General features: G+C 65.5%; 19 protein-coding genes, 1 tRNA gene and 3 pseudogenes. 11 read left to right on the top strand and 12 right to left on the bottom strand.

The features are described 5' to 3' along the window. Positions 1-26: 26 nt before the first annotated feature. Together ABTX78_RS11000 and ABTX78_RS10995 are read right to left on the bottom strand one after the other, a co-directional pair. Positions 27-542: an FHA domain-containing protein FhaB/FipA gene (locus ABTX78_RS11000; RefSeq protein ID WP_352206491.1), complete on the bottom strand. Its 516-nt coding sequence runs from the start codon at positions 540-542 to the stop codon at positions 27-29. A gap of 10 nt (positions 543-552) precedes the next feature. Next, positions 553-1,407, bottom strand: coding sequence for an FHA domain-containing protein (locus ABTX78_RS10995; RefSeq protein ID WP_352206490.1), 855 nt, complete (start codon positions 1,405-1,407; stop codon positions 553-555). Between the two features lie 316 nt (positions 1,408-1,723). Here ABTX78_RS10995 and ABTX78_RS10990 point away from each other — a divergent pair. Then, positions 1,724-1,807: transfer RNA gene (locus ABTX78_RS10990), tRNA-Leu, on the top strand. 200 nt (positions 1,808-2,007) lie between these two features. Here the strand turns inward: ABTX78_RS10990 and ABTX78_RS10985 are convergent. From ABTX78_RS10985 to ABTX78_RS10975, 3 genes are read right to left on the bottom strand one after another with little or no spacing between them, the layout of a single operon-like run. Then, positions 2,008-3,333 (bottom strand): hypothetical protein, encoded by a 1,326-nt coding sequence (locus tag ABTX78_RS10985; protein ID WP_352206489.1) that lies wholly within the window; start codon positions 3,331-3,333, stop codon positions 2,008-2,010. Between the two features lie 11 nt (positions 3,334-3,344). Beyond that, a complete protein-coding gene (locus ABTX78_RS10980; protein WP_352206488.1) occupies positions 3,345-3,818 on the bottom strand; it encodes a hypothetical protein in 474 nt (157 codons plus the stop codon). Beyond that, positions 3,818-4,660 carry a hypothetical protein gene (locus tag ABTX78_RS10975; protein ID WP_352206487.1) on the bottom strand — a complete coding sequence of 281 codons (843 nt, stop codon included), beginning with the start codon at positions 4,658-4,660 and terminating at the stop codon, positions 3,818-3,820. The genes ABTX78_RS10980 and ABTX78_RS10975 overlap by 1 nt, the downstream gene beginning before the upstream one ends. Before the next feature lie 261 nt (positions 4,661-4,921). Here ABTX78_RS10975 and ABTX78_RS10970 point away from each other — a divergent pair, with 261 nt between their 5' ends. Beyond that, positions 4,922-5,146 (top strand): helix-turn-helix domain-containing protein, encoded by a 225-nt coding sequence (locus ABTX78_RS10970; RefSeq protein WP_352206486.1) that lies wholly within the window; start codon positions 4,922-4,924, stop codon positions 5,144-5,146. A 268-nt stretch (positions 5,147-5,414) separates the two neighbouring features. On the opposite strand, the gene ABTX78_RS10965 is transcribed toward ABTX78_RS10970, so the two are convergent. Next, positions 5,415-5,852 carry a hypothetical protein gene (locus ABTX78_RS10965; protein ID WP_352206485.1) on the bottom strand — a complete coding sequence of 146 codons (438 nt, stop codon included), beginning with the start codon at positions 5,850-5,852 and terminating at the stop codon, positions 5,415-5,417. An 893-nt stretch (positions 5,853-6,745) separates the two neighbouring features. Between ABTX78_RS10965 and ABTX78_RS10960 the strand changes: the two are divergent. Continuing rightward, positions 6,746-7,084, top strand: a pseudogene (locus ABTX78_RS10960) (permease); the annotation flags it as partial. 226 nt (positions 7,085-7,310) lie between these two features. Beyond that, positions 7,311-8,120 (top strand): annotated as a pseudogene (locus ABTX78_RS10955) (transposase); the annotation flags it as partial. A gap of 51 nt (positions 8,121-8,171) precedes the next feature. Here ABTX78_RS10955 and ABTX78_RS10950 read toward each other — a convergent pair. After that, positions 8,172-8,483, bottom strand: coding sequence for a hypothetical protein (locus ABTX78_RS10950; RefSeq protein WP_352206484.1), 312 nt, complete (start codon positions 8,481-8,483; stop codon positions 8,172-8,174). Between the two features lie 56 nt (positions 8,484-8,539). On the opposite strand from ABTX78_RS10950, the gene ABTX78_RS10945 reads away from it, so the two are divergent. Beyond that, positions 8,540-8,710, top strand: coding sequence for a leucine zipper domain-containing protein (locus tag ABTX78_RS10945; RefSeq protein WP_352206483.1), 171 nt, complete (start codon positions 8,540-8,542; stop codon positions 8,708-8,710). Between the two features lie 162 nt (positions 8,711-8,872). Here the strand turns inward: ABTX78_RS10945 and ABTX78_RS10940 are convergent, their stop codons facing one another. Both ABTX78_RS10940 and ABTX78_RS10935 read right to left on the bottom strand, forming a co-directional pair. Beyond that, positions 8,873-9,403 carry a hypothetical protein gene (locus tag ABTX78_RS10940; protein ID WP_352206618.1) on the bottom strand — a complete coding sequence of 177 codons (531 nt, stop codon included), beginning with the start codon at positions 9,401-9,403 and terminating at the stop codon, positions 8,873-8,875. A gap of 90 nt (positions 9,404-9,493) precedes the next feature. Then, positions 9,494-9,960, bottom strand: a pseudogene (locus ABTX78_RS10935) (TniQ family protein); the annotation flags it as partial. Between the two features lie 382 nt (positions 9,961-10,342). Here ABTX78_RS10935 and ABTX78_RS10930 point away from each other — a divergent pair. After that, complete coding sequence (locus ABTX78_RS10930; RefSeq protein ID WP_352206482.1) at positions 10,343-10,582, top strand: hypothetical protein; 240 nt, start codon at positions 10,343-10,345, stop codon at positions 10,580-10,582. A gap of 53 nt (positions 10,583-10,635) precedes the next feature. Here the strand turns inward: ABTX78_RS10930 and ABTX78_RS10925 are convergent, their stop codons facing one another. Genes ABTX78_RS10925 through ABTX78_RS10915 form a run of 3 tightly spaced genes read right to left on the bottom strand, consistent with a single transcriptional unit; the run spans position 10,636 to position 13,169 of the window. After that, complete coding sequence (locus ABTX78_RS10925; protein ID WP_352206481.1) at positions 10,636-11,679, bottom strand: hypothetical protein; 1,044 nt, start codon at positions 11,677-11,679, stop codon at positions 10,636-10,638. Then, a complete protein-coding gene (locus ABTX78_RS10920; RefSeq protein ID WP_352206480.1) occupies positions 11,673-12,695 on the bottom strand; it encodes a glycosyltransferase in 1,023 nt (340 codons plus the stop codon). Before ABTX78_RS10920 ends, ABTX78_RS10925 begins: the two co-directional genes overlap by 7 nt. Next, positions 12,696-13,169, bottom strand: a complete 474-nt coding sequence (locus tag ABTX78_RS10915; protein WP_502993849.1) for a hypothetical protein — start codon at positions 13,167-13,169, stop codon at positions 12,696-12,698. A 499-nt stretch (positions 13,170-13,668) separates the two neighbouring features. Here ABTX78_RS10915 and ABTX78_RS10910 point away from each other — a divergent pair, with 499 nt between their 5' ends. From ABTX78_RS10910 to ABTX78_RS10890, 5 genes are all read left to right on the top strand, one after another. Beyond that, positions 13,669-15,528: a hypothetical protein gene (locus tag ABTX78_RS10910; protein ID WP_352206478.1), complete on the top strand. Its 1,860-nt coding sequence runs from the start codon at positions 13,669-13,671 to the stop codon at positions 15,526-15,528. Further along, complete coding sequence (locus ABTX78_RS10905; RefSeq protein ID WP_352206477.1) at positions 15,528-17,678, top strand: DNA phosphorothioation system restriction enzyme; 2,151 nt, start codon at positions 15,528-15,530, stop codon at positions 17,676-17,678. Before ABTX78_RS10910 ends, ABTX78_RS10905 begins: the two co-directional genes overlap by 1 nt. A gap of 61 nt (positions 17,679-17,739) precedes the next feature. Further along, positions 17,740-17,925, top strand: a complete 186-nt coding sequence (locus ABTX78_RS10900) for a hypothetical protein (RefSeq protein WP_352206476.1) — start codon at positions 17,740-17,742, stop codon at positions 17,923-17,925. Then, a complete protein-coding gene (locus ABTX78_RS10895; RefSeq protein WP_352206475.1) occupies positions 17,922-19,982 on the top strand; it encodes an AAA family ATPase in 2,061 nt (686 codons plus the stop codon). The genes ABTX78_RS10900 and ABTX78_RS10895 overlap by 4 nt, the downstream gene beginning before the upstream one ends. Continuing rightward, positions 19,982-20,455: a DNA phosphorothioation-associated protein 4 gene (locus ABTX78_RS10890; protein ID WP_352206474.1), complete on the top strand. Its 474-nt coding sequence runs from the start codon at positions 19,982-19,984 to the stop codon at positions 20,453-20,455. The genes ABTX78_RS10895 and ABTX78_RS10890 overlap by 1 nt, the downstream gene beginning before the upstream one ends. Positions 20,456-20,493: the final 38 nt, after the last annotated feature.

Here is a 20,493-nt window from a genome sequence, read left to right as displayed (position 1 = left end):
TCCGCTCGCGCGCTGTCATTGTCCTACTACTTCCGCAGCTCGATGACGGTCTTGCCGATGCGGATCGGCGCGCCCAGCGGAATCGGGGTCGGCGTGGTGAGTCGGGTCCGGTCGAGATACGTGCCGTTGGTGGACCCGAGATCCTCGACGATCCACTGGCCGTCACGGTCCGGGTAGATCCTGGCATGCCGGCTGGAGGCGTAGTCGTCGTCCAGCACGATCGTTGAATCGTGGGCCCTGCCCAGCGAGATGGTCTGGCCCTGCAGTGCCACGGTGGTACCCGTCAGGGTCCCCTCGGACACGACCAGCTTGGTCGGCGCTCCGCGCCGCTGGCGGCTGTTCGTCTGCTGGCGCTGCGGCGGTGGCGCAGCACTCTGGCGCGCCTGCTGCTGGGGACGGGCGTCGGCATTGCGGCGTGAGCCGCGCTGCGTGACGCGCGTACCGAACAGGTCGCTGCGAATGACCTGGACGGCCACGATGACGAACAGCCACAGAACAGCCAGGAAACCTAGCCGCATGACCGTCAGGGTCAGCTCTGACATTGCCCCCGCTTCACCCTTCGGCTTGCCGGTAAACGATGGTGGTGCTGCCCACGACGATCCGCGAGCCGTCGCGGAGCGTAGCGCGGGTGGTGTGCTGCCCGTCTACCACGATGCCGTTGGTAGACCCGAGATCCTGGATCGTCGAGGGCGTTCCGGTCCGGATCTCACAGTGCCGGCGCGATACGCCGGGGTCGTCGATCCGCACATCGGCGTCGGTGCTGCGACCCAGCACCAGCGTCGGGCGGGAGATCTGATGGCGGGTGCCGTTGATCTCGATCCAACGTCTGACTTGGGTGCCCGGCAGCGGGCCCGCGGCCCCTGCCGGACGGCGGTCCGCCGTGGGAGCGGGTCCGGGACGGCCGCCGCCCGGGGGCGGTGCGGCCGGCATCGGAGGTGCTCCGGCCGGAGGGTAGCCGTACCCGCCGCGGGCGCCGCCCTGCTGGGCGACGGGAGAGGGCCCGGCCGGCGCCCGGTCGGGCACCTGTGACGTACTCGACGCGAGCGTACGGCTGCGCACGCGGTACAGACCGGTGTCGAGGTCGTCCGCCTTCTCCAGATGCACCTTGATCGTGCCCATGAAGGTGTAGCGCTGCTGCTTGGCGTAGTCGCGGACCAGGCCAGCGAGCTCGTCGCCGAGCTGGCCGGAGTACGGGCTCAGGCGCTCGAAGTCGCCGGGGCTGAGCTCCACGATGAAGTCGTTGGGGACGACCGTCCGCTCACGGTTCCAGATCGTCGCGTTGTTGTCGCACTCACGCTGGAGCGCGCCCGCGATCTCGACAGGCTGGACCTCGGACTTGAACACCTTGGCGAAGGTGCCGTTGACCAGACCTTCGAGTCGCTGCTCGAACTTCTTCAGGACTCCCATGAGGCACCTCCTCCGTCGTTGCCGTCCTGGTACTGCTTACTGATCGTATCCACGCGTCGGGAAATCGGCTGGTTCCCCTTGTCTGCCCCGTCGATGAGTGTCACCTCTCACACGGATCGTAGAGGCGGCCTCCTGACAGTGTCCCGCACCCGGGGTGTGCCGAGGAGGAGTGGGGGCGGCCGCTCTCCGTTCCCTGTTCCCCGGTCGGCTGCCCCAAACAAACGGATGTGAAGGCACCCTGTCCAGCGTGCTAATCTTCTGCATGTCGCCAGGGGGACGCACCGAGCCGGTGAGACCCCGAACGGCAACACCCAATGCGCGGGTGGCGGAATAGGCAGACGCGCTGGATTCAGGTTCCAGTGCCCGAAAGGGCGTGGGGGTTCAACTCCCCCCTCGCGCACAGAGAGAAACCGACGAAACGGGTTCTCGCCAGAGACGAAAGTCCTGGTGGGGCCCGTTTCTCGTTGTCCGGACGGGCGTCGACCTCATTTGGGATGCCGCTGAGGGCGTTTTTACGTGAAAGGGCCCACACCATGGCATTCGTCACGATGCGGGCCTGATCTTCTGTTGATCTTCAGCTGGTGTGTCTCGCGCTGATCGCTAGGAGGTCGGTGCGAGGTAGCCGGTGGGGGTCCACCTGCCCAGCGGCTTGGTTCTGCGCCGGTGATGGGTGCGCTTGCGTGGGCGCTGCCCGTTGAGGGCGAGTGTCTCCACCCATTCCTTGATCTTCCGGCGGTTGGCGTGTGCCAGTTGGAAGGCCAGGAGGATCGTCTGGGCAGCGATGCCGCGGATACGCCGGGAGCCGGCCGCCTCGATGCCCTCGCCAAGGGGGTTCTTCGCGTAGCCGTTGAAGCCCTCGACGCTGTTCCGGAGCCGGAAGTAGACCTTCTGCCATTCCTCGTCCCCGTACTCGAGCGCCTGCCAGTGCTTGGCACCGGAGGTTGGGGCGAGGGTGACGCTGCGCTGGCGGCAGACCTTGAGGGGGCCCGCGGGGCTCGGCTCGGGGTCCACCAGGGGCAGGTGGATACCGCGGCCGAGGGTGCGCGGCTTGATGGGGCACTGGGCTTTCCCGGCCTCTGCCGGGCACATCATGCGCTGGTAGCCGTCGGCGTCCTCGTGCTCCTTGGGCATGAGGCGGTATGGCTTGCGGGCTTCAATGCGCTGGAGCCAGGTTTCCCGGTCGATGCGCTCGTCGCACAGGTCTTTGGTGGCATCGATGAGGGGCTGCGGCATGGAGGGGCAGTACCAGGTGCCCTCGACCATGATCGCGCCGTGTGCCCCGGCCTGTTGGCCGAGCTGGTCGACCCGGTAGTCGTAGACAGGCTTGTAGCCGAGAGCGCGGACGGGCAGCTGCCACTGGCTGGGCTCGGAATTGTTGTAGGCGAGGTCCCCAGCAAGGTAACCGGGTTTGTAGCCGCGTTCCCGCAGCCTGCTGAGGATCTTGAGCCCGTTGTAGGCGGGTCGCTGGCCGGGCTTGTCCAGGGCGACGCCGAGTACGAGAGCGGGCAGGACATCGGGGTTGGGGGTGTTGTCCTCGAGGAGTACGCCGTCATGGCGGGCGTCCCTGGTGACGGCGAAGGCCGCGTCGTAGCCGAAGAGGTATTTTGCCTTCTTTTTGAGCAAGGGCTTCTTCCGCTGCCCTTTCATCGGCTTGGGTCCCTTCTTGCCTTTGCCGGCAGGGCGCATGGCCTCGGCTACGGGGACGGTGTCCGGGTCGCGATGGTCACCTTCGCGGACGTACCAGCCAGCGTCAGGGTCGGTCGAGAGCTCGGGGCCGTTGCTCTTGCGGCCGCGCGCGAAGGTGCGGATCGGGGTGGCGTCCACGGCCAGTGAGCCGTCGGACAGCTCGTTCATCAGGCCCCTCAGCGGGCGTACTGATGCATCCAGGACGAACTCCGTGAACAGCGCGAGCCTGTGCTCCCGCACGGCCATGAGCTCTAGGTCCGCCTCTGAGGCAAGGCGCTGTGCCTCTTCTCGGGAGAGTCGCTTGTTGGCTGGGAGTGGAGAGGGTCTACGGCTGCACGCATCGCGTGGAATAGGCGCCGCACCACGGCGTAGCCCGCCTCGAAGCCCTGGTCGTGGTCCGGATAATCGGGCACGGTCAGGCGCTGGCGCATCTGTGGGCTGAGACGGAAGAACAGGATGTCCGTGACGAGCTCCAAGACGACTTTCCCTCCAGTGATCTGGGTGCTCAGGTACAGGCCGATCAGCAGCGTGCGCAGAGTGAGTTTCCGGGGGCGGCCGCGGTCCAGGTGCACGAACTCCTGAAGCAGAGCGACGAGGCTGCTGTTGTCCACGTCTTCGATCGCCGGCTCGACCTCCTCGTCATTGAGGAGCTTGCGCTCGGCGCGCATGGCGAGCAGCCGCTCGTGTCGGTCCTTGACCGTGCCCGCGGAGGTGTCGGCGCCCATCAGTCGCCTCGCAGGAGTGCAGCGGCTTCGTCGGCCGGAATGCCGCTGAGGAACGGAAGGATGCGGGAGAGGCCATGGAGGGAGTCGACGCCTGCCGCCGCGACGATCACAGTGATCGGGACGCGGGACTCAAAGAGGTCGACCAGCCAGGTGGAGCGCAGCCTTCCCATGAGCAGCCGAGGGCTGCCCGGGCTGGGTTTGGTCCGGGCGAGGAAGTTCGTGACCGTGTTGGTGCCGCGGCTGTGGCAGTTCGGACGGAACAGATAGCTCGCGGCCCCCGGCGTCTCCGAGCGCTCGGCGGATGAGGCCAGGACAGCTTCCCAGGGGCGGCGGCAAAGGATCTCACGTCGCCTGGAGCCTCGGGTCTTGACGACGACTGGGCCGCGCATGCGTGGGGAGTGTCGGATGTCGTGTGCGCGCAGGGGGATGACTTCCGGTGAGTCCAGCCCGACACCGGCGCCCAGGGCGAGGAGAGTTTTGCAGCCCCAGCGGAGTTCGTCTGTGGGCTGCCCGCCAGCCCAGCCCCACAGGTCCGCGAGCTCTCGTTGGCTGTAGGGCCTGTTCGGGCTGGACGCGGACAGCTCTGCGGGCTTACCTGTCCGGCACTCGCCGCTGATTACGAGTTCACGCAGGCGCAGGAGCCTGGAGCGATAGTTCCCGCGGGTCGACTCCTTGACCTGGGGGCAGCCGACGGCGATGAACCGCTCGATCACCTCGCGCGACAGCCACACGTCAGCAGACCCGGGCAGCCCCTCGCCGTCGCAGAAGAGTGCCAACTGGGCCAGCGCTCCCAGGAGTTCACGGGCCTTCAGGGTCGTCAGAGGATCGGCCTTCAGGACCACACGGCGCACCTCATCGCCGACGCGGCTCCACCCCGCGGGGGACCGGTTCGGTCGATATGAGTTGATCCGTTGAGTCATCACATGTCGCCAGACCAGCACCCCAGCAGGCGGGGTGCTATTCGAATAACATGTATCTGTAGTGGCGACTGCGTGCGACCGGGGAGGACCGGATGGGTCAGACTTCACCTCATGCCTCAAGGAGATGCCCGCCGACTGCCGCCGCGCGCTTACTGCGCCGGCGGTGTGTGGCCTGAGGCGGTCGTGGAGGAGCATCACGGGGCGCGGGTCGCCCAGGCCATGGCTGCCAGGCTCAAGGTCGCGCTTGACGACAAGGGCTGGTCGGTCGCCCAGCTGTCGCGGATCAGCGGCGTCGCCCGCTACACGATTGCCAAGGCGATCGCTGGGGATGCCTGGCCCGATCTTCTGACCATCGCCAACCTGGAAAAGGCGCTGGACTGTGATCTCTGGCCGGGGCGCGACGTGTGACGCGGAGCATGGTCGCAGGGCAGAGGCGTCAAATGAGAAGCGTGTGCCAAAGGGCCGTTCGAAGCTGAACAAAAGGCCGGTCATCCCTTCGGGCGAAGGGCCGGTCCATTTTCGTCGTACGCTACCGGCGGCGCTTGGCCGCTCGTAAAATGCAACGTGACGAACTGATCCGGCGCTGTGGAAGGTATCGGTGGGGTTCGTCGCCGTTGGCCGTCACCTTGGCCTCGACTCCTTGGTGACGGCCTCCTGATTTTCTGGAGACCTGCTGTTATTGCACGAACTGGTAGAAGGCGTTTGGCAGCTTAGTGAGCGATCCCGCCCTTGCCAGTTCGTCCATGGCAACGCGGACGCTCTTGGTTTTGGGTACCTCGTCGAGCGCGTGCGCTACGTCGGACACCTTCCAGTGCCGGTGTGGATCTTGGCCGAGGAGAGCCAGGATCCGCATCTTGCGCGTGGGGGCCTGAGGGGTGGCCGTGTCTGTGCCCTCGGCGTCTGTCGGCCGGGCCTCGGGCTGGCGCTGCTCCGGAATGCCCGCGTCGCGCCAGCCGGCGAGGGTGTCCTTGACCTTCAGGAGCTGGCGCATTTGCCTCGCCACCTGACGCAGCTTGTAAAGCTCCTGGTTCAATTCGGCCTCCTTCTTCTCCAGAGCCTCTAGGTATTTTTCTGGATCGCTAGACAGTTCGGGCCACTCAAGAGTCTCGATCATTGTCACGACCCTACCTATGAGAGGGCACAAATAGCCCCTCCTGCAAGGGGTGCTTCACTCGAAGTAGCGACAAGATAAATTACCCAAAGCCTGCGTGTGCGAAGCCGGTCGAAAATTACCGTTTTGGAGATAGGTAGGCCTATCAGGAGTGGCAAATCGTTTCGCTGCATCCAGGGTTGTGTATAAGGGGTAGCTAGATTTACCAGTCGCCAGATCAGTTCAGACCTGGATAGGGGAAGCTGGTTTAGCTGGTAAGTCCTGTGCTGGATTTTCTTGAACAGCCGGGGTCTGTGCGGTAATGCCCGGATCCTTGTGCAGCCCCCATGCTTGGCAGTCCTGTTCCCGACCTTGGCTTTGCAGGCAACCCGGGTTGTGCCGAGAGGTAGGCAGGGGTCAGCTCTTACGCAGGGAAGGGCCTGGCTCTACTGCGCCTGCTGCCCAGTCATCTCCCTACCCGTGGGAGGGGAGGCGCTTGTTCGTAGACGCCAGTCCGTTCTGAGCTGGACCGGTAAGACTCGACCGGCAAGGGCTGCACGGCTTGCGCCGACAGCAAATGTGCCACGGCTGCACAGGGCTGCTGCAGGAAGTTGTGCCGGACAGGTGCTGCTTGCCAGCCGGATGTGCCTGCCTGCTCTGCAAGACAGGCTTACCCCTGCCTCCGTGACGCCCTTGACGGGTCCGCACTACTGCGCAAGTTGCTCCAGGCCGAAGGGCAGGGCTACCGCAGTCTTGGTGGATAAGGGTAGGCCACCCGCACCTGCGGGATTCGGAGGGGTTGGCTTTGCAAGGCCAGGCAGGGGCGGTTGCCAGAGTGAGTCGTTGTGCCGGAACCGGCGTACTGGGTGGAGGGGAACCGACCCACGAAGCCCTGCCCTACCAGAGGTACGTCGCCCGTGACCACCCCCAAAGCGGCCCCGACTCGGGTTGACGACCGCGAGGCGGACGATCCGCAGGGTTGGCAGTTCAACTCATCCCTCGTCCTCACCATGCTGCTGCTTCTGGTGGTTGTGCTGCAAGGGCCGATCCGTCGGGCGTTGGCTGCGCCGGTGATGCAGAGCTGGATGACCGTGTTCGTCGCGGTGTTCGTCCAGTCCCTGCCCTTCCTTGTCCTCGGCCTGCTGCTGTCGGCGATCACCGCGGTGTTCGTCCCACCATCGTTTTTCGCCTGCGCGCTGCCGAGACAGCCCTCCCTGGCGGTGCCGTTCGCCGGGATGGCCGGGGCGGTCCCCCCATTACCGTTTTGGTGGCTCCGCAATGGGGCTACCGGCCTCCGGGTCCGGCATGGCTTCCCCCCTTGTTGCGGTTGATGATCCGGGGGGTGGTGTCACCGGGCTCGGAGGCACTGACTGACCGCTGATTAGGGGCTTGACCACCGACTCTTCGCAGGTCGGGAGGCTCTTCGTAATGTGAATGTGGCGATCGGTGCCGTCGGTGAGGCCGGGCAGGGCACGACCGGAGGCCCGCGCGATGCCCCACACGCTGCGGGCCATCGACCTCGAAGACGAGACCATCGCCGAGCTGGAGATGATCGTCGGATTCGACGACGACCTGGCCGGCGAGGCCACCAGGGTCGCGAACCGGCTCCACGGCCTGCTGACCCAGATCCATCCGCCGCTGGAACGCGTGCTGGGGCCGCGGTTGCAGCACCCGGCCGTCCTCAATCTGCTGGAACGGTTCGGTTCACCAGCCGAGATCCGCGAGGCCGGCAGGCGCCGCCTGGTCACGCTGCTGCGGCCGAAGGCCCCGCGGATGGCAGAGCGGCTGGTCGAGGACATCTTCACCGCGCTGGGCGAGCAGACCGTGGTCGTGCCCGGCACCGAGGCAGCCTCACTGATCGTCCCGAGCCTGGCCAGCTCCCTGGCCGCCGTCCTTGACCAGCGCAAACTGCTGGCCGGACGGATCGAGGAACTGCTGGAGGCTCACCCTCTTTCGAGGGTCCTGATCTCGATGCCGGAGGTCGGCATCAGGACCGGAGCCAGGATCCTCATCGACGTCGGTGACGGCAGCAACTTCCCCTCCGCCGCCCACCTCGCCGCCTACGCCGGTCTTGCCCCGGCGACCCGGAACTCGGGCTCTTCGATTCGTGGCGAACAGCCTTCCAGGAGGGGAAACAAGCAGCTCAAGCGGGCTTTCTTCCTCTCGGCGTTCGCCGCCTTAGCCGACCCTGCTTCTCGCCCTTCTCTGCCTGGCCCGGCGACGAGCCGACGTCCTTTCGCGATGCTCAGAGACGGAACCTTCTACGAACCTCGGACAACCGGAACGAGGTGAGGGCAACCAGCCTGCCTGCGAACCGAGATCGCGCAGGCCATGACGGCAGCCCTACATGTCGTGAACCTCCACGGAGAACCCCTTCGCGAGGACGGAGTTCAGGTGCTCCGCATGCGCACCCAGCCATTGGCGCGCGTCAGAGAACTTCGCCGTCAGTTCAACGATCACGTAGTCCTCGGCGCCATCAGTCGACCCACCACAGACGCAGCAACGGAGACGCGCACTCACCACACCCGTCCACTCCGACCCGTCCCCGCCCGCTGCCACTGTCTCATCATCAAAATGCACGAGCCCATCGTTCCAGACGCCCTGGGTGTATTGACCTGCAACGTTGTTGACACGTAGCCGTCGGTAGTTGATCAAGGAGGGACCTCCGGGCGTAGTGGAGATAGCCGTCTTCACACACCTCGGAGGTCCTGGTGGCCCACGCTAATGCCCGGCTGACCGTTCACGGCAGATGCCTGCTGGTGCGCCGCGGCGTCACTGGCGTTCCTGCTGTTCGCCCCAGGATCAACCCGATCGTGCTGACCGCCCTCGACGCGGCCGATTTTCACGCCCTGCCGTACGCAGCCCGCGTGGGGGCGCAGTGAGCCGGCAATGCTGAACGGCAGGGCGGTCTTGCCGCAGCCCCGGGGCCCAGGGCGGCGGCCAGGAACTGTGAGGCCCCGCGACGCGAGCCGCGACGAGGCCGGTAGCGATCGCGGATTCCTCGGCTGACAACCGTGAGCTTCCGGCCACGAAGTCGCCTTCGATCAGTAACGTCGATATGCGCCGACAGTGATCACTCCTAGGCGCACGAGTTCGTCGACGTACGGATTCGGGCGGAGCGCCGATCCGTAAGCCCACTCCATGACCTCCAGCCGCCATGGTGTTTCTCGGTAGTCGAGGGTTCTCATGTCCTCGATTCTCCTGGCCACTTCGGAGGTCGACGTGTTGGAGCCCAGTAGCCGATTTGCAACGGAGGCTGCCGCGGCAACTCTCAGGGGATTGGTCCACGGGGCGCGTTCCTGCGTCAGGCCCAGCCCGCAGCGTGACCGGAGATGGCACAGGAGTGCCGGGTCTTCGCCTCGACGGCGCATCATGGCCGGGGTCACGAGCATGATCATCACGGCAGTGAGGGAAGCGAACTGCCTCTCGCCGACCGTCGGACGCCCGTCGAGCCAGGAGTTGATCCTCTCCTGATGGAGGAGCACAGAATCATCGGTGACCGGGAGGGGCCTGTGTAGGGCGATCGGGTACTCGCACCTCTCGTCGTATCCGTACGTGTGCCCCCGCTCGTCCACCTTGGCATCGCATACCCGCGGAAGCGTGGAGTGCCGGCCGTAATGGACCGAGGAGAGGCATCGAATGCATTCGGTGGCCAGGAAGAGGCGATGCTCGAGGCAAGCGAAGGTCCACGGCAGCATCCAGCGCAGTGGCCAGCGGAAGTCATTCTTGCGCAGGCATGGGGCGCACCAGCGTGCTCGGTGATCCGAAAGCCAGGCCGATGAGCTCCACGCGCGACGGCTGCTGCGTCTGTCCACGGGAGGGGGAGGTGGGGGAGGGCGTTGCCTGCGTAGCGAGCGAGTGTCATTTCATGGAGGACAGGTTCGTTCACCCCCGTCCTTCTGTGCACTCTGCGCGCCACTGGCTCGGACAACCGTGTCTGGGCCATGGACAGCGCACCGTCCCGGTGGAGGTGAAGGTCTCGAAGCAGCGCTGCAGTCTCAACCTCGCGGTGCTTGGCCAGGGCGTTGACCCAGCTGGCCAGCGACTCGCCGTCGAGTGGCTGCAAGAAGGCATCCGTCACGCGCGGCCCGGGGACGGCCGCGCGTCGAGTCCGTGAAGGGGTTGCTCCCATGCAGCAGATCTTGGATGCGCCGCCGCTGTCGAATTTCGGATCGGCGCCATACCACCGAAGTGAGTGACGGTCGCAATGCCGCCGTTTACGTACGGCTGCGCGCCTCGTGCCACCCGTATGGCACCGACGGGGTGCGATTCGAATAACTTATCCGCAGGGTGGACCTATGACGACCGCCCGGCGCCCCGGACCGTACAACTTCGTATTCCCGGTCATCCTGGACCCGCTGACGGGACGAATCCTGCTGATGCGGCGCCGGGAGCCGGCGGGCCCCTGCTGGACCGTACCGAAAGTGCCCATGTGGGCCGGCGCGACGTATCGCCGTGCCGCGATGCGATATCTGCGTTGCCGACGGCAACTGCCCCCGGTTCGTATCGCTCCAGTGGTTGGGCGGTTGTTCGCCGTCGACGACGTGGAGAAACGCGGTTACGTAGTACTCGTACTGCCCGCCGACGGCAGCTGGAAGGACAGGCCCGGCCGGATGCTGGGGCCCGAAGCCCGCTGGTGGGCCGTGTCCGAGCTCAGGTCGGAGCGGGCTGCGGTCGAGCCGGCCCAGATGCTCGATCTCGTGGACGGGTACTGGGAGGGGTGGCTGCCCGACGGCGAGGTGTCGCTGGTGTAGGCGAGAGGCGTGCCAGCTCACCAGACCAAGGTCTATCAGTCGAAACCCGACCGTCAATCCGAGCGGGTGCCTACATGATGCGCAGAGGCCGGCACGGTTGCCGAATGTCTTTGACCGCGACCTGGGCCGACTGTGGTTGCTGAATGTGGTCTTCCAATTGTGAGACCACATGCCACCAAGATGACGGCAGACGGCTGAAGGTGCCCCAATACGCGTGGTAGTTCCGCACAGCGGCGCTGAGGCCCCAGGGCGGCCGCGGAGGAGGGTATGCGCTCTGCGATCCGGCGCGTGACGTTTCCCGCCCCGCGGGGCGCGGGGGTGATGCCGTGGCTGAGGAGGAGGGTCACCGTGCGGATGGCATCAAGGACCGTCGGGGGCGCGGCTCGAGCGAGGGAGCCGAAGACCTGCTCGTGCCAGGGGCGGCGAGAGCGGGCCCAGGCGAGGCGTTCGAGTGCTGTGCCCAGGTCGACGGCCATGTAGGTCGGGTCGTCGGCGTTCCACAGCAGGACGATGTCCCCGAGCGGGAAGCCGGCGTGGTCGTAGCGGAGGGTTATGCCTTCGACCTGGCGGCGGCGCCAGACGCCGAGGTGGCCGTGCACGGTGATGTGGCGGGCATGGAGACCGAGGCGGGAGAGGACCGTCAGCCATTCGTCGAGGGTCGTGCCGAAGGAACCCGCGTCCGGGATCGGTTGGATGCGCGACGCGTTCACGAACGACGTCAGGAAGCCGTCGAGCAGGTTGCCGTGCCGGTCGCGTCCTCCGGTCAGTCGGACCACCGGCTGAGGGAGGAATCCCTGCCGATACGGGACGGGGCGGCGGTGCTTGAGGTACGGGTCCAGGGCCTGGACGGCGGAGATGGTCAGCTCCGTCTCCCGGCCCCAGCGGAGCGGTAGGCACGGCGCGCGGGGAACGCCTACATCCGCGAAGGCTTCTTCCAGTGCGGCGAGCAGCTCGGGCCAAGGCAGCTGCCGAGCCGGGGGGCGGTAGGGAGTGCCGCGTTGGGGATGCTGGATGGTGAGGTGATCGCCGGCGAGTGTGAACTCCCAGCGGGGTCCCAGAGCGTTGCGGAGAATGCCGGGGATGGCCGCGGTCAGCACGGGCGCTCGGCGAGGGCCTCGAAGTGACGCCGGGGGTCGAAGCGGTGTCGTCCGATTGCCTGTACTTCGGCGTGGTCGAGTTCTTCGGCCTGCCGGATGGCAGTGGCGAGCGCCCGGGCCGCAGCCTCGTCGTCGACGGCAGGATCGACGACCGTCACGACGCCGCTGCGGTCGCACAGGGCCGCGTGGGCGCAGGTGCCTTCGCGCCAGGTGAGGGCGGCGACGGGGGTGCCGGCAGGGAGGGACTCTCCGAAGACGGCGGCGCCCGCCTCCACGTAGCCGCGGGCGTAGGTGTAGACGAAGACGCCAGCGTTGCCGAAGGCGGCGCTCTTCTCCCGGCCGCCGAGCTCGCCGGCCCATTCAACATGGTCTGCTGCAAGGATCCGGGCGTGCTTGCGGGCGTAGGTGTCGGAGAAGACCGGGCCGACGATGCGTATGCGACGCCCGAGGATCTGTGCCGCTCGTACCGCGATGTGCGGGGCCTTGTCCTCGTCTATGCGCCCGAGCCAGACCAGGTCTCTACCTGGCACGGAAGGGGGCTCGTCCTCGTCGAGGCCGCGGTGGACGGCCAGCTCCGGGATGGGCTGTTGGACGGTATACCGCTCCACCATCTCGGGGGAATAGCAGTACAGCCGCGTACGGACGCCGTCGAAGGCGTCGGCGGCGTGCTGGAAGCCGGGGTGGTGCTGGAAGGTGGCGACGTCGCAGTCCAGCAGCTCCCGGATGCGGCGCCAGGTCGGCAGTGTGGGGTACTCGTGGCCGACGATCAGCAGGTCGTAGCTCGCGGCCTGCAGTTCCCGTGCGGTGAGGGAGCCCGGCTCCAGGTCTTCCAGGCGCAGCGGTCTACGGGTCCACTTCGGGGCGAGGTCCTCGCGCCAGAGCGGACCGAGGAGGTGTGCGTCGGCGCCTGCGGCACGGGCGCCTTCCGCGACCGCCCAGAGCCACCGTTCGATCCCGCCGTATCCGGCCGGGGGGAATGCGTAACTGCCGGGGAAGTCGCAGACGCCGACTAACACCTATGCCTCCGAGGGCGTTCCGTCCGCCTTGATCCGGCGGAAACCGAGGTACTTGACGAGGGGTTCGGGCAACAGGACCGCAGTGGTCTCGGGCGCGAGCGCCGTCCGTGCGTCGTCCTCGGTCACGTCGTCCGCGGCCGGTCTCGGCTCGGGGACGGTCTTGGGAGATGGGGAGGTGGACGTCGACTGGTCGATCTCGTCGAAGTAGTCCTTGACGACTCGCTGCACGCAGCGCAGCTGCCGCCGTAGGAGCACCTCCCCCGATTCCTCGGGACGCGCCTCGGACCACGTCTTCGCCAGGGGGCTCCACCACGGCAGGACCACCAGCTCCTTCTCGGAGTCGTACACAACCCGTCGGCCGATGTGCCAGGGGCGGGGCTCCCCTCCGGGTTCCTCCGGTGCGTCGACGCGCGAGTAGACCAGCGACTCGTTGCCCAGCCCGCCGTAGGCCGCGGCACGTGCCTCCGCGTCGATCCGGTTGGCTATGCCGTCCTTGCCGCTCGCCGATGCCGTAGCGGCCGAGGTCCTCTCCGCGGACTACGCCTACCTGCGCTCGGAGGTCGGCGAGTCGGCGGACTGCGCCGACCTCGCAGCCCGACACCAGCGCCTCGGCTCCATAGCGGCTGTGGCTGTCGACGTCCTCCGAGCGCGCAAGACCACCCTCGTCGCCCATCCCCCAACCGGTCACTGTCCAGGATCGCCACGGTGAACAACGCGGAGAAAGCGAAGGCGATCGAGCGGCAGATCTCGTCCATCGAAGATCGGGGAACCGAGGGGGGCTCTATGTCGTCCCCTGTACCGTTAATGCGGGCACGCCGTCGCTGAAGTCTCAAGAGGGGGTCACAGCGCAGGGGTGCGCCGGAGGAAATGCAATGACGCCCTTGCATCCGGCAGTAGCCACCTTCCCGCCGCATGTTGTGAGCCACTGCCTCCAGCACGGAGATCACCGCACCCACACCGACAGCTGAGGGCTATGAAGGCATTCCACCGTTGGTACGAGGGGCTCAGCAGCGTCAGCCGGGACATCGTCCTGCGGTACTTCTGCGCAGATGTTCCGGTTCCGCTGGAGCAGTTGGCCCAGAGGCATGCCCTCGACCGGGAGACCATAAGGCAGCGCCGGAGCCATCTCGCGTACAGCTTCAACCGCAGTCTCGAAGACGGTTCGATCCTGCGCAACGAGATAGCCCAGGCAGAACTCGATCTTCAGAAGCCCTGCGTCATCAGCTCACTCCTGCACCGCCACCCCTGGCTCGGCGAGAGTGTGGGGGATGGGCTTAGCGTCCTGCGCCTGTTTACCGGCATGCGCTGGCAGGACACCACTACAGACCCGACCGGTCAGTGGATCTACGGAGCTGACCTGCTCCAATGTGTGGATGCCACGGTGCGAGCACTCGATCTTGGCTCCGCCGAGGTCATCAGCCTGCCAGCGGCCCTCTGCCTTCTCGACGTGCACGAAGTTCCGGTACCCGAGGAGCCCGACAGCCTGCGTGCTTGGCTTGTCCACTGCGGTTTCGAGTCTGATGGCCACCAAGTCTCGCTGTCCGCACATGAATCCGAAGAGCCAGCTGCTCCTGCTCTTGAAGTTCCTGATGACCTCCCTCGGCTCATTCAGCGACTTACTGAGCTCCTCCAAGTAAACGAAAATCCCATCGTGAATATCACTCTCGGTGATGTAGTCCGGGCGGCGGATGGATTTGATGGCGAGCTGGGCGAGGTCTCTCGCCAGCTTCGGGATGCGATGTTCGTGATTGGTGGGATGTGGGTCGTACCTGGTAGAGGTGCTGTTTGTGGTGGGCAGACGGTAGTAGGGACGGAGGGTGATCCGAACCTGAAGCTCATTACGGAGAGTGTTGGCCGTGCGCATGTCGGTGAAGGCGAGGCCGCCAAGCCGATAACAAGGAGTGATGGTTTTGACCTCTCTGCTGATCCCCAGGTCTCCAATCAGCATGAAGAAGTGGACCCATGCACTCCGGCAGAGGATCCAATCCACAGTGAGTCCGGGGCGTACGCGACTCCCGCAGACCGCATTGCGAAGCTACTCGAGAGCAGGCCCGAGGGCTTGAGCAGCTCACTCATCAAGCATGCCCTGGGGGCGGCAGTCTCCCAGGAGCAGGTGATAAAGGCGCTCTTCGGAGACGACCGGTTCGCCATTACGCACCAAGGTGCCTGGTACCTACAGGGCGACGTCGACGAGGCTTCTTCGCCCGCCGGTACCCCAGAGCATCCCCTATTCGTCATCACCGGAGACGCTTCTGGTGCCACTCCCTCGACCGGGGGAGCTATCGCCAACACACAGGCCGCCGTCGACGGGGCCGGTACGCGCGGTGTCTCGCAGCGCGAGTACGACCGTCTCGACAAGATCGAGTCCGCGCTTCGCGAGGCAGACCAGTCGCTGAGCATCGAAGAGTTGAAGGATCGGACGGGGATCACGCTCGGCTACCACTATCTGAAGCAGCAGATCGAGGCGGACCCGCGCTTCAGTCGGAGCCAGAAGAACCAGTGGGCCCTGACCGAGTGGGGTATGCCGGTGTATAAACCGATCAAGGAATTGATCTCGGACTTGGTCGATGCCCACGGCGGTGCCGTCGCTGCCGACGAGGTCGTGCGTGTCCTCTGCCGTGACTTCGAGATCAAGGAGTCGAGCCTGAGGCAGTCCATGTCCTCGCCGCCCTTCACCGCACGCGGCGGCACGGTCCGTCGCCTCGGGGAAGACTCCGCTGCACAGGAGACGGCCATCCCCGCCGCCCGGACCTCCGAACCGGAGCAATCCGGACAGTCGGACGACGAGGCTCCCGACGTGGACGACCTCATGGGCAGAATGGGACTGATCTGATGGCAGACGTGCCTCCTCTGCGCGACTGTGGGGTGGAGTCCGACTACCGCAGCGACCGCAGCAACTTGGTCGAAGACTTCTACCTGCCCGCCCTGGGCGCCTCCACCAACTACGACCGGGCCGTGGGCTACTTCGCCGCGTCCGTGATCGCCACACTCGGACAAGGTATCGACGAGTTCGGCGCGCGCGGCGGCATCATGCGGATCATCGCGTCCCCCTACCTCGAGCCGGCGGACATCAAGGACATCGAAGACGGCTACGAGCTGCGCGAAATCCTGCAGCGCGCTGTCCTGCGAGATCTCGAGCAGGCTGTGGAAGATCAGCGTGCTGCGCGCGGACTTGGCAAGCTCGGGCGTCTGGTCGCCCAGGGACGGGTCGATTTCAAGCTGGCGTACGTCGAAGAGCGCGGCCGCGTCGGCATGTACCACGAGAAGATCGGCGTCTTCCGGGATGGACGCGACATCGTCGCCTTCAAGGGGAGCGCGAACGAGACCCGTTCGGGGCTCGTCGGCAACTTCGAGGCGATCGAGGTCTACCGCAGCTGGGATTCGCGCGACGCCGATCGTGCCGCGCGGATAAGCAAGGACTTCGAGGACCTGTGGCACGACCGCACTCTGATGCTGCGCGTCGTGTCCTTCACCGAGGCCGCCAAAGTGGTCGTCGAGCGAAGCGCACTGGCGACGGCAGGCCGGTACGACTTGGACGAACTCCCCTCCGACGGAGCACCCATCGCCACCGCCCCCCAGCCGCCAGCCGGGTCGCTCGCGATCCCGCAGAGCCTGGCGGTGCGCGACTACCAGAAGGAGGCCGTGCAGAACTGGTTCCGCAACCAAGGCCGCGGCATCCTGCGTATGGCCACCGGCACCGGGAAGACTCTGACCGCTCTCTCTGCGGCCGCTCAGCTCGGTTCGTTTCTGCGCAAGAACGACGACAATGCCCCTCTACTCACCATCGTCGTGGCCCCGTACCAGCACCTGGTTGACCAGTGGGCCAAGGACATTCAGTGGTTCGGCGTGACGCCGCTCCGCGCGTACGAATCGGCGAGCAAGTGGTCTCCGCGCGCCCACAACCTGCTGCAGAACCTTGCCCTCGGAGGCACGCGCGGCGGCGTCATCGTGACCACCAACGCCACGTTCGGCGGCGACTCCTTCCAGAGCCTGCTTGACACCTACGGGGGACAACTTCTCCTCATCGCGGACGAGGCCCACAACCTCGGCGCCCGGCACCTCCGCACCCAGCTTCCGGAGAAGGCCCAGTATCGACTCGGTCTCTCCGCCACCCCAGAGCGCTGGTTCGACGAAGAGGGCACTGACGCGCTCACCGATTACTTCGGCGAAATCGTCTTTGAAATGGGCATCGGCGAGGCCATCCGCCGTAGTGCCCTGTGCCGATACACCTACACGCCCATCCTCGTCGAGCTAGACGACGAAGAGGCAGAACTCTACGCGGAGACCAGCGCCAAGATCGCTCGGCTGATCGCGGCAGGCACAGACCTGAGGGAAACCGCTGACGGAGACAGCCCGCTCGGCCGACTGCTGAAGAAGCGCGCGGACATCATCGGCCACGCCCGGGGGAAGATGGAGATCCTGCGTACGGAGATCGAGAAGCGGCGGGAGACCAGCCACCAGCTGATCTACTGCGCGGAGGGCAAGCACCCAATCCTGTACGAGCACGGCACCGATGGACCGCGCCAGATCGACCAAGTGATGGACGTGGTCGGCAACGAACTCCACATGACAGCCGCCCGCTATACCTCCGAGACGAAGCGGTCCGCGCGGCAGGACATCCTGCGCCGCTTCGAGCGCAACGAGCTACAGGTCATCTCGTCCATGCGCTGCCTGGACGAGGGTGTAGACGTCCCCGCCTCGCGCACCGCCTACCTCCTGGCCAGCTCGTCCAACCCCCGCCAGTTCATCCAGCGCCGCGGCCGCGTCCTGCGTAAGGCCCCCGGCAAGGAGCGCGCGGACATCATCGACTTCGTCGTCGTGCCGCCTGCGGGTGGCGAGGCGATCCAGTACGAGACCGAGCGCAGCCTGCTGCGCCGTGAACTCGCGAGAGTCGAGGAGTTCGCCTACCTCGCCAAAAACGAAGCGGTCACACTCGACGTGCTGCGCCCCGTGCGCGAGCGCTACGGCCTCTTCGACACCTGAGACCCCACAGCAAGATTCCCCCCAGTCATCCCCATCCTCCACTTCAAATCAGGAGTAACCCGTGAGCGACGAAGCAGTCGATCAGCCCTCCTCACGGACAGTGCGCGATGTGCTGAGCGAGCTGTCGCCGGCTGCCAAGATCCTCGTACAGAGGGTCATCGACCTGGAGAACGAGAACATCCACATCCGGGAAACGACGAAGGTGGTCCCGGGCATTGTGGACGCCGTGAGGGAGTTGACCAAGTGAAGCTGCTCAAGCTGACCCTGAAGAACTTCCGCGCCTTCTACGGCGAGCAGGACCTCGACCTGTCCGTCGAGGACGGCAAGCCGGCCGTGATCATCTTCGGTAACAACGGTGCCGGCAAAACCACCCTGCTCAACGCGTTTGCGTGGGTTCTGTACGGAACCTTCTCCGACGACGTCGAGCAGCAGCACCGCGTGATCCATGACAAGAAGTGGGCAGACACCCCCTTCGGGGAGGCGGTCACGGCGTCGGTCCGGCTCGACTTCGAGCACGAGGGCATCCGGTTCTCCGCGACTCGCGACGTCACCGTCAACAAGCAGAAGGCAGAGCAGCAGGAAGTCACGCCTGCCCTGACCGTCACTGAGATCGGCCCGGACGGCGAGGCCAAATCTGTTGCGAACGGCCAGGACCGGATCGAGAAGATCCTTCCGAAGGGCCTGCGCCAGTTTTTCTTCTTCAACGGCGAGCGCATGGAGAAGATGTTTTCCGGCGACGACAACAACGAAGAAGTCAAGAAGGCCATTAAGACCCTCCTCGACCTGGAAACGATTGAGCGCGCCATCGAGGACCTTCCGAGGGCTGCCAAGAAGCTTGCCCGGGAGATCGACTCCAAGGGCGACAACCGGCTGAAGCAGCTCACGGATCATATGGAGGCCCTGGAGACACGCCAGAAAGTCGAAGTGGAAGGGATGCTGCGCCTATCGGAAGACATCAGCGCCTACCAGCGGGAGATTAAGGCCATCGGCCAGGCGCTGCGCCAGAACGAGCAGGCGGAGCCGCTGCAGAAGGACCGCGAGCGGTTGACCCGTCGCATCGACCAGGCGCGGGAGCATCTCGCGGACCACAAGGGTCGCAAGCGAGAGCTGCTGTCGAAGCGCGGCTTCCTGGCACTCACCGCTGGACTCGATGGCAAGGTGATCGAACTCGCCGATCGGATGCGTGAGCGTCGGCAGTTGCCCGCAGGCATTCAGCGCACCTTCATCGAGGAAATCCTCGAGGAGCATCTGTGCATGTGCGGACGCAGCGTCGAGGAGGGGACACCTGAGTACGAGGAGCTAGACAGGCGCAAGTACAACGCCGGCCTTGAGGATGTTCAGCACCGCTGGATGCACGTCAGCGGTGAGGTTCGCAGCATGGGTGACAACCGTCAGGAGCTTTTTGCCCAGCTCACCTTGAACGCGTCTGACATTCAGAAGGCGGACGATGACATCAGCCAGTTGGAAGCGGAGCGTTCCGAGGTCGACCGCAAACTGGAAGGCGTGAATGTCCAGGACGTGCAGCGCCTGGTCGAGCGCCGCAAGGAGATGACCAACAAGGAGACCGAGGCCCGCGTCGCGCACAAGGAAGCGGAGAACCGGGTCGCTTCGATCAAGCAGGAACTGGAGAGCGTCGCCCGCCAGTACAAGAATGCAGACGCGAAGAACAAAGAGTCCCGTAGGATCCAGCACCAGGTCAACTTGGTCAACGAGGTGCGTGACGCACTGATTGAGATCCTCACCATTAAGACGGAAGAGGTCCGTGACCAGCTAGACAAAAAGGTCAAGGAAGTTTTCTCCCGGATCTTTATCAAGAGCTATATCCCCGAGCTGAACGACGACTTCGAGCTGGACCTGCGCACGCCGAGCGGGGTGGCCATCCGCTCCACCGGCGAGAACCAGATCCTCGGGCTCAGCTTCGTGGGCGCCGTCTCCGAGGTCGCCAGGAACATCAATGCCCGGAAGAACCACACGGACGAAGCGGCGCTCGAAAGCAGCGGCAGCGGCGTCTACCCGGTTGTCATGGACGCACCCTTCGGCAGCCTCGACCTCACCTACCAGGAAGAGATCTCCAAGGCACTGCCAGCACTGACGTCGCAGATCATCACCCTGCTCTCGCAGTCGCAGGCCCGCGGCAACGTCATGGCGAACCTGCAGCAAGCGGCCAACCGCATGTACGTGCTGCGCTCCTACACACCGAACAGGGCGGCTGACGAAGAGACCATCGAGATCAACAACCGTGCCGTGCCGTACGTCTCCTACGGCGACTTCGAGCACACCGTCCTGGAGAAGGTGACCGTCTGATGGCCTCTACGGACCGCTTCCGCCGCCCTCACTCCTATGAGCAGCTGCTGGCCAAGCTCACCGACAAGAAGACCGGGCCGTTTGCGACCCTGGTTGATGCGATGATGTTCGCCGCGGTGCTCGGGCGCCGCAAGGGCGAACGCAAGTCCTTCGAGCAGTCTGATGAGCCGATTCGCCTTGCCCTCATGGAGGGGCGGCTCTACGGCGACATCCTCCTCGACATGCTTGCAGCAGTTGAACATGAGGACGACCCGAAGATCCTCGGTGATGAGCGCCAGGCTGACCGAGTCCTCATCTTCGAGGAGTACGCAAACGGTGGCCTCGCGTTTCTGCAGACGGTGATAAGCCGTCAGTCGAGCCAGGACCTGGACACCATCGTCTCGAACCTCGTCCTAGAGGGCCTTCGCAACCATCCGGAGGAGAAGAAGGACGACGTCGGCGAGATTCTGGCGAGTGCTTCCCTGGACTGGTAAGGACACGAAATCTGGACCGGCACCTGATGCAGAAGCAG

The sequence above is a fragment of the Streptomyces sp. NPDC096193 genome (assembly GCF_040302905.1).
In the GTDB taxonomy this organism is placed as follows: Bacteria; Actinomycetota; Actinomycetes; order Streptomycetales; family Streptomycetaceae; genus Streptomyces.
Note: the sequence above shows the minus strand (reverse complement) of the source record. Positions and strands in the feature narration are given on the sequence as shown.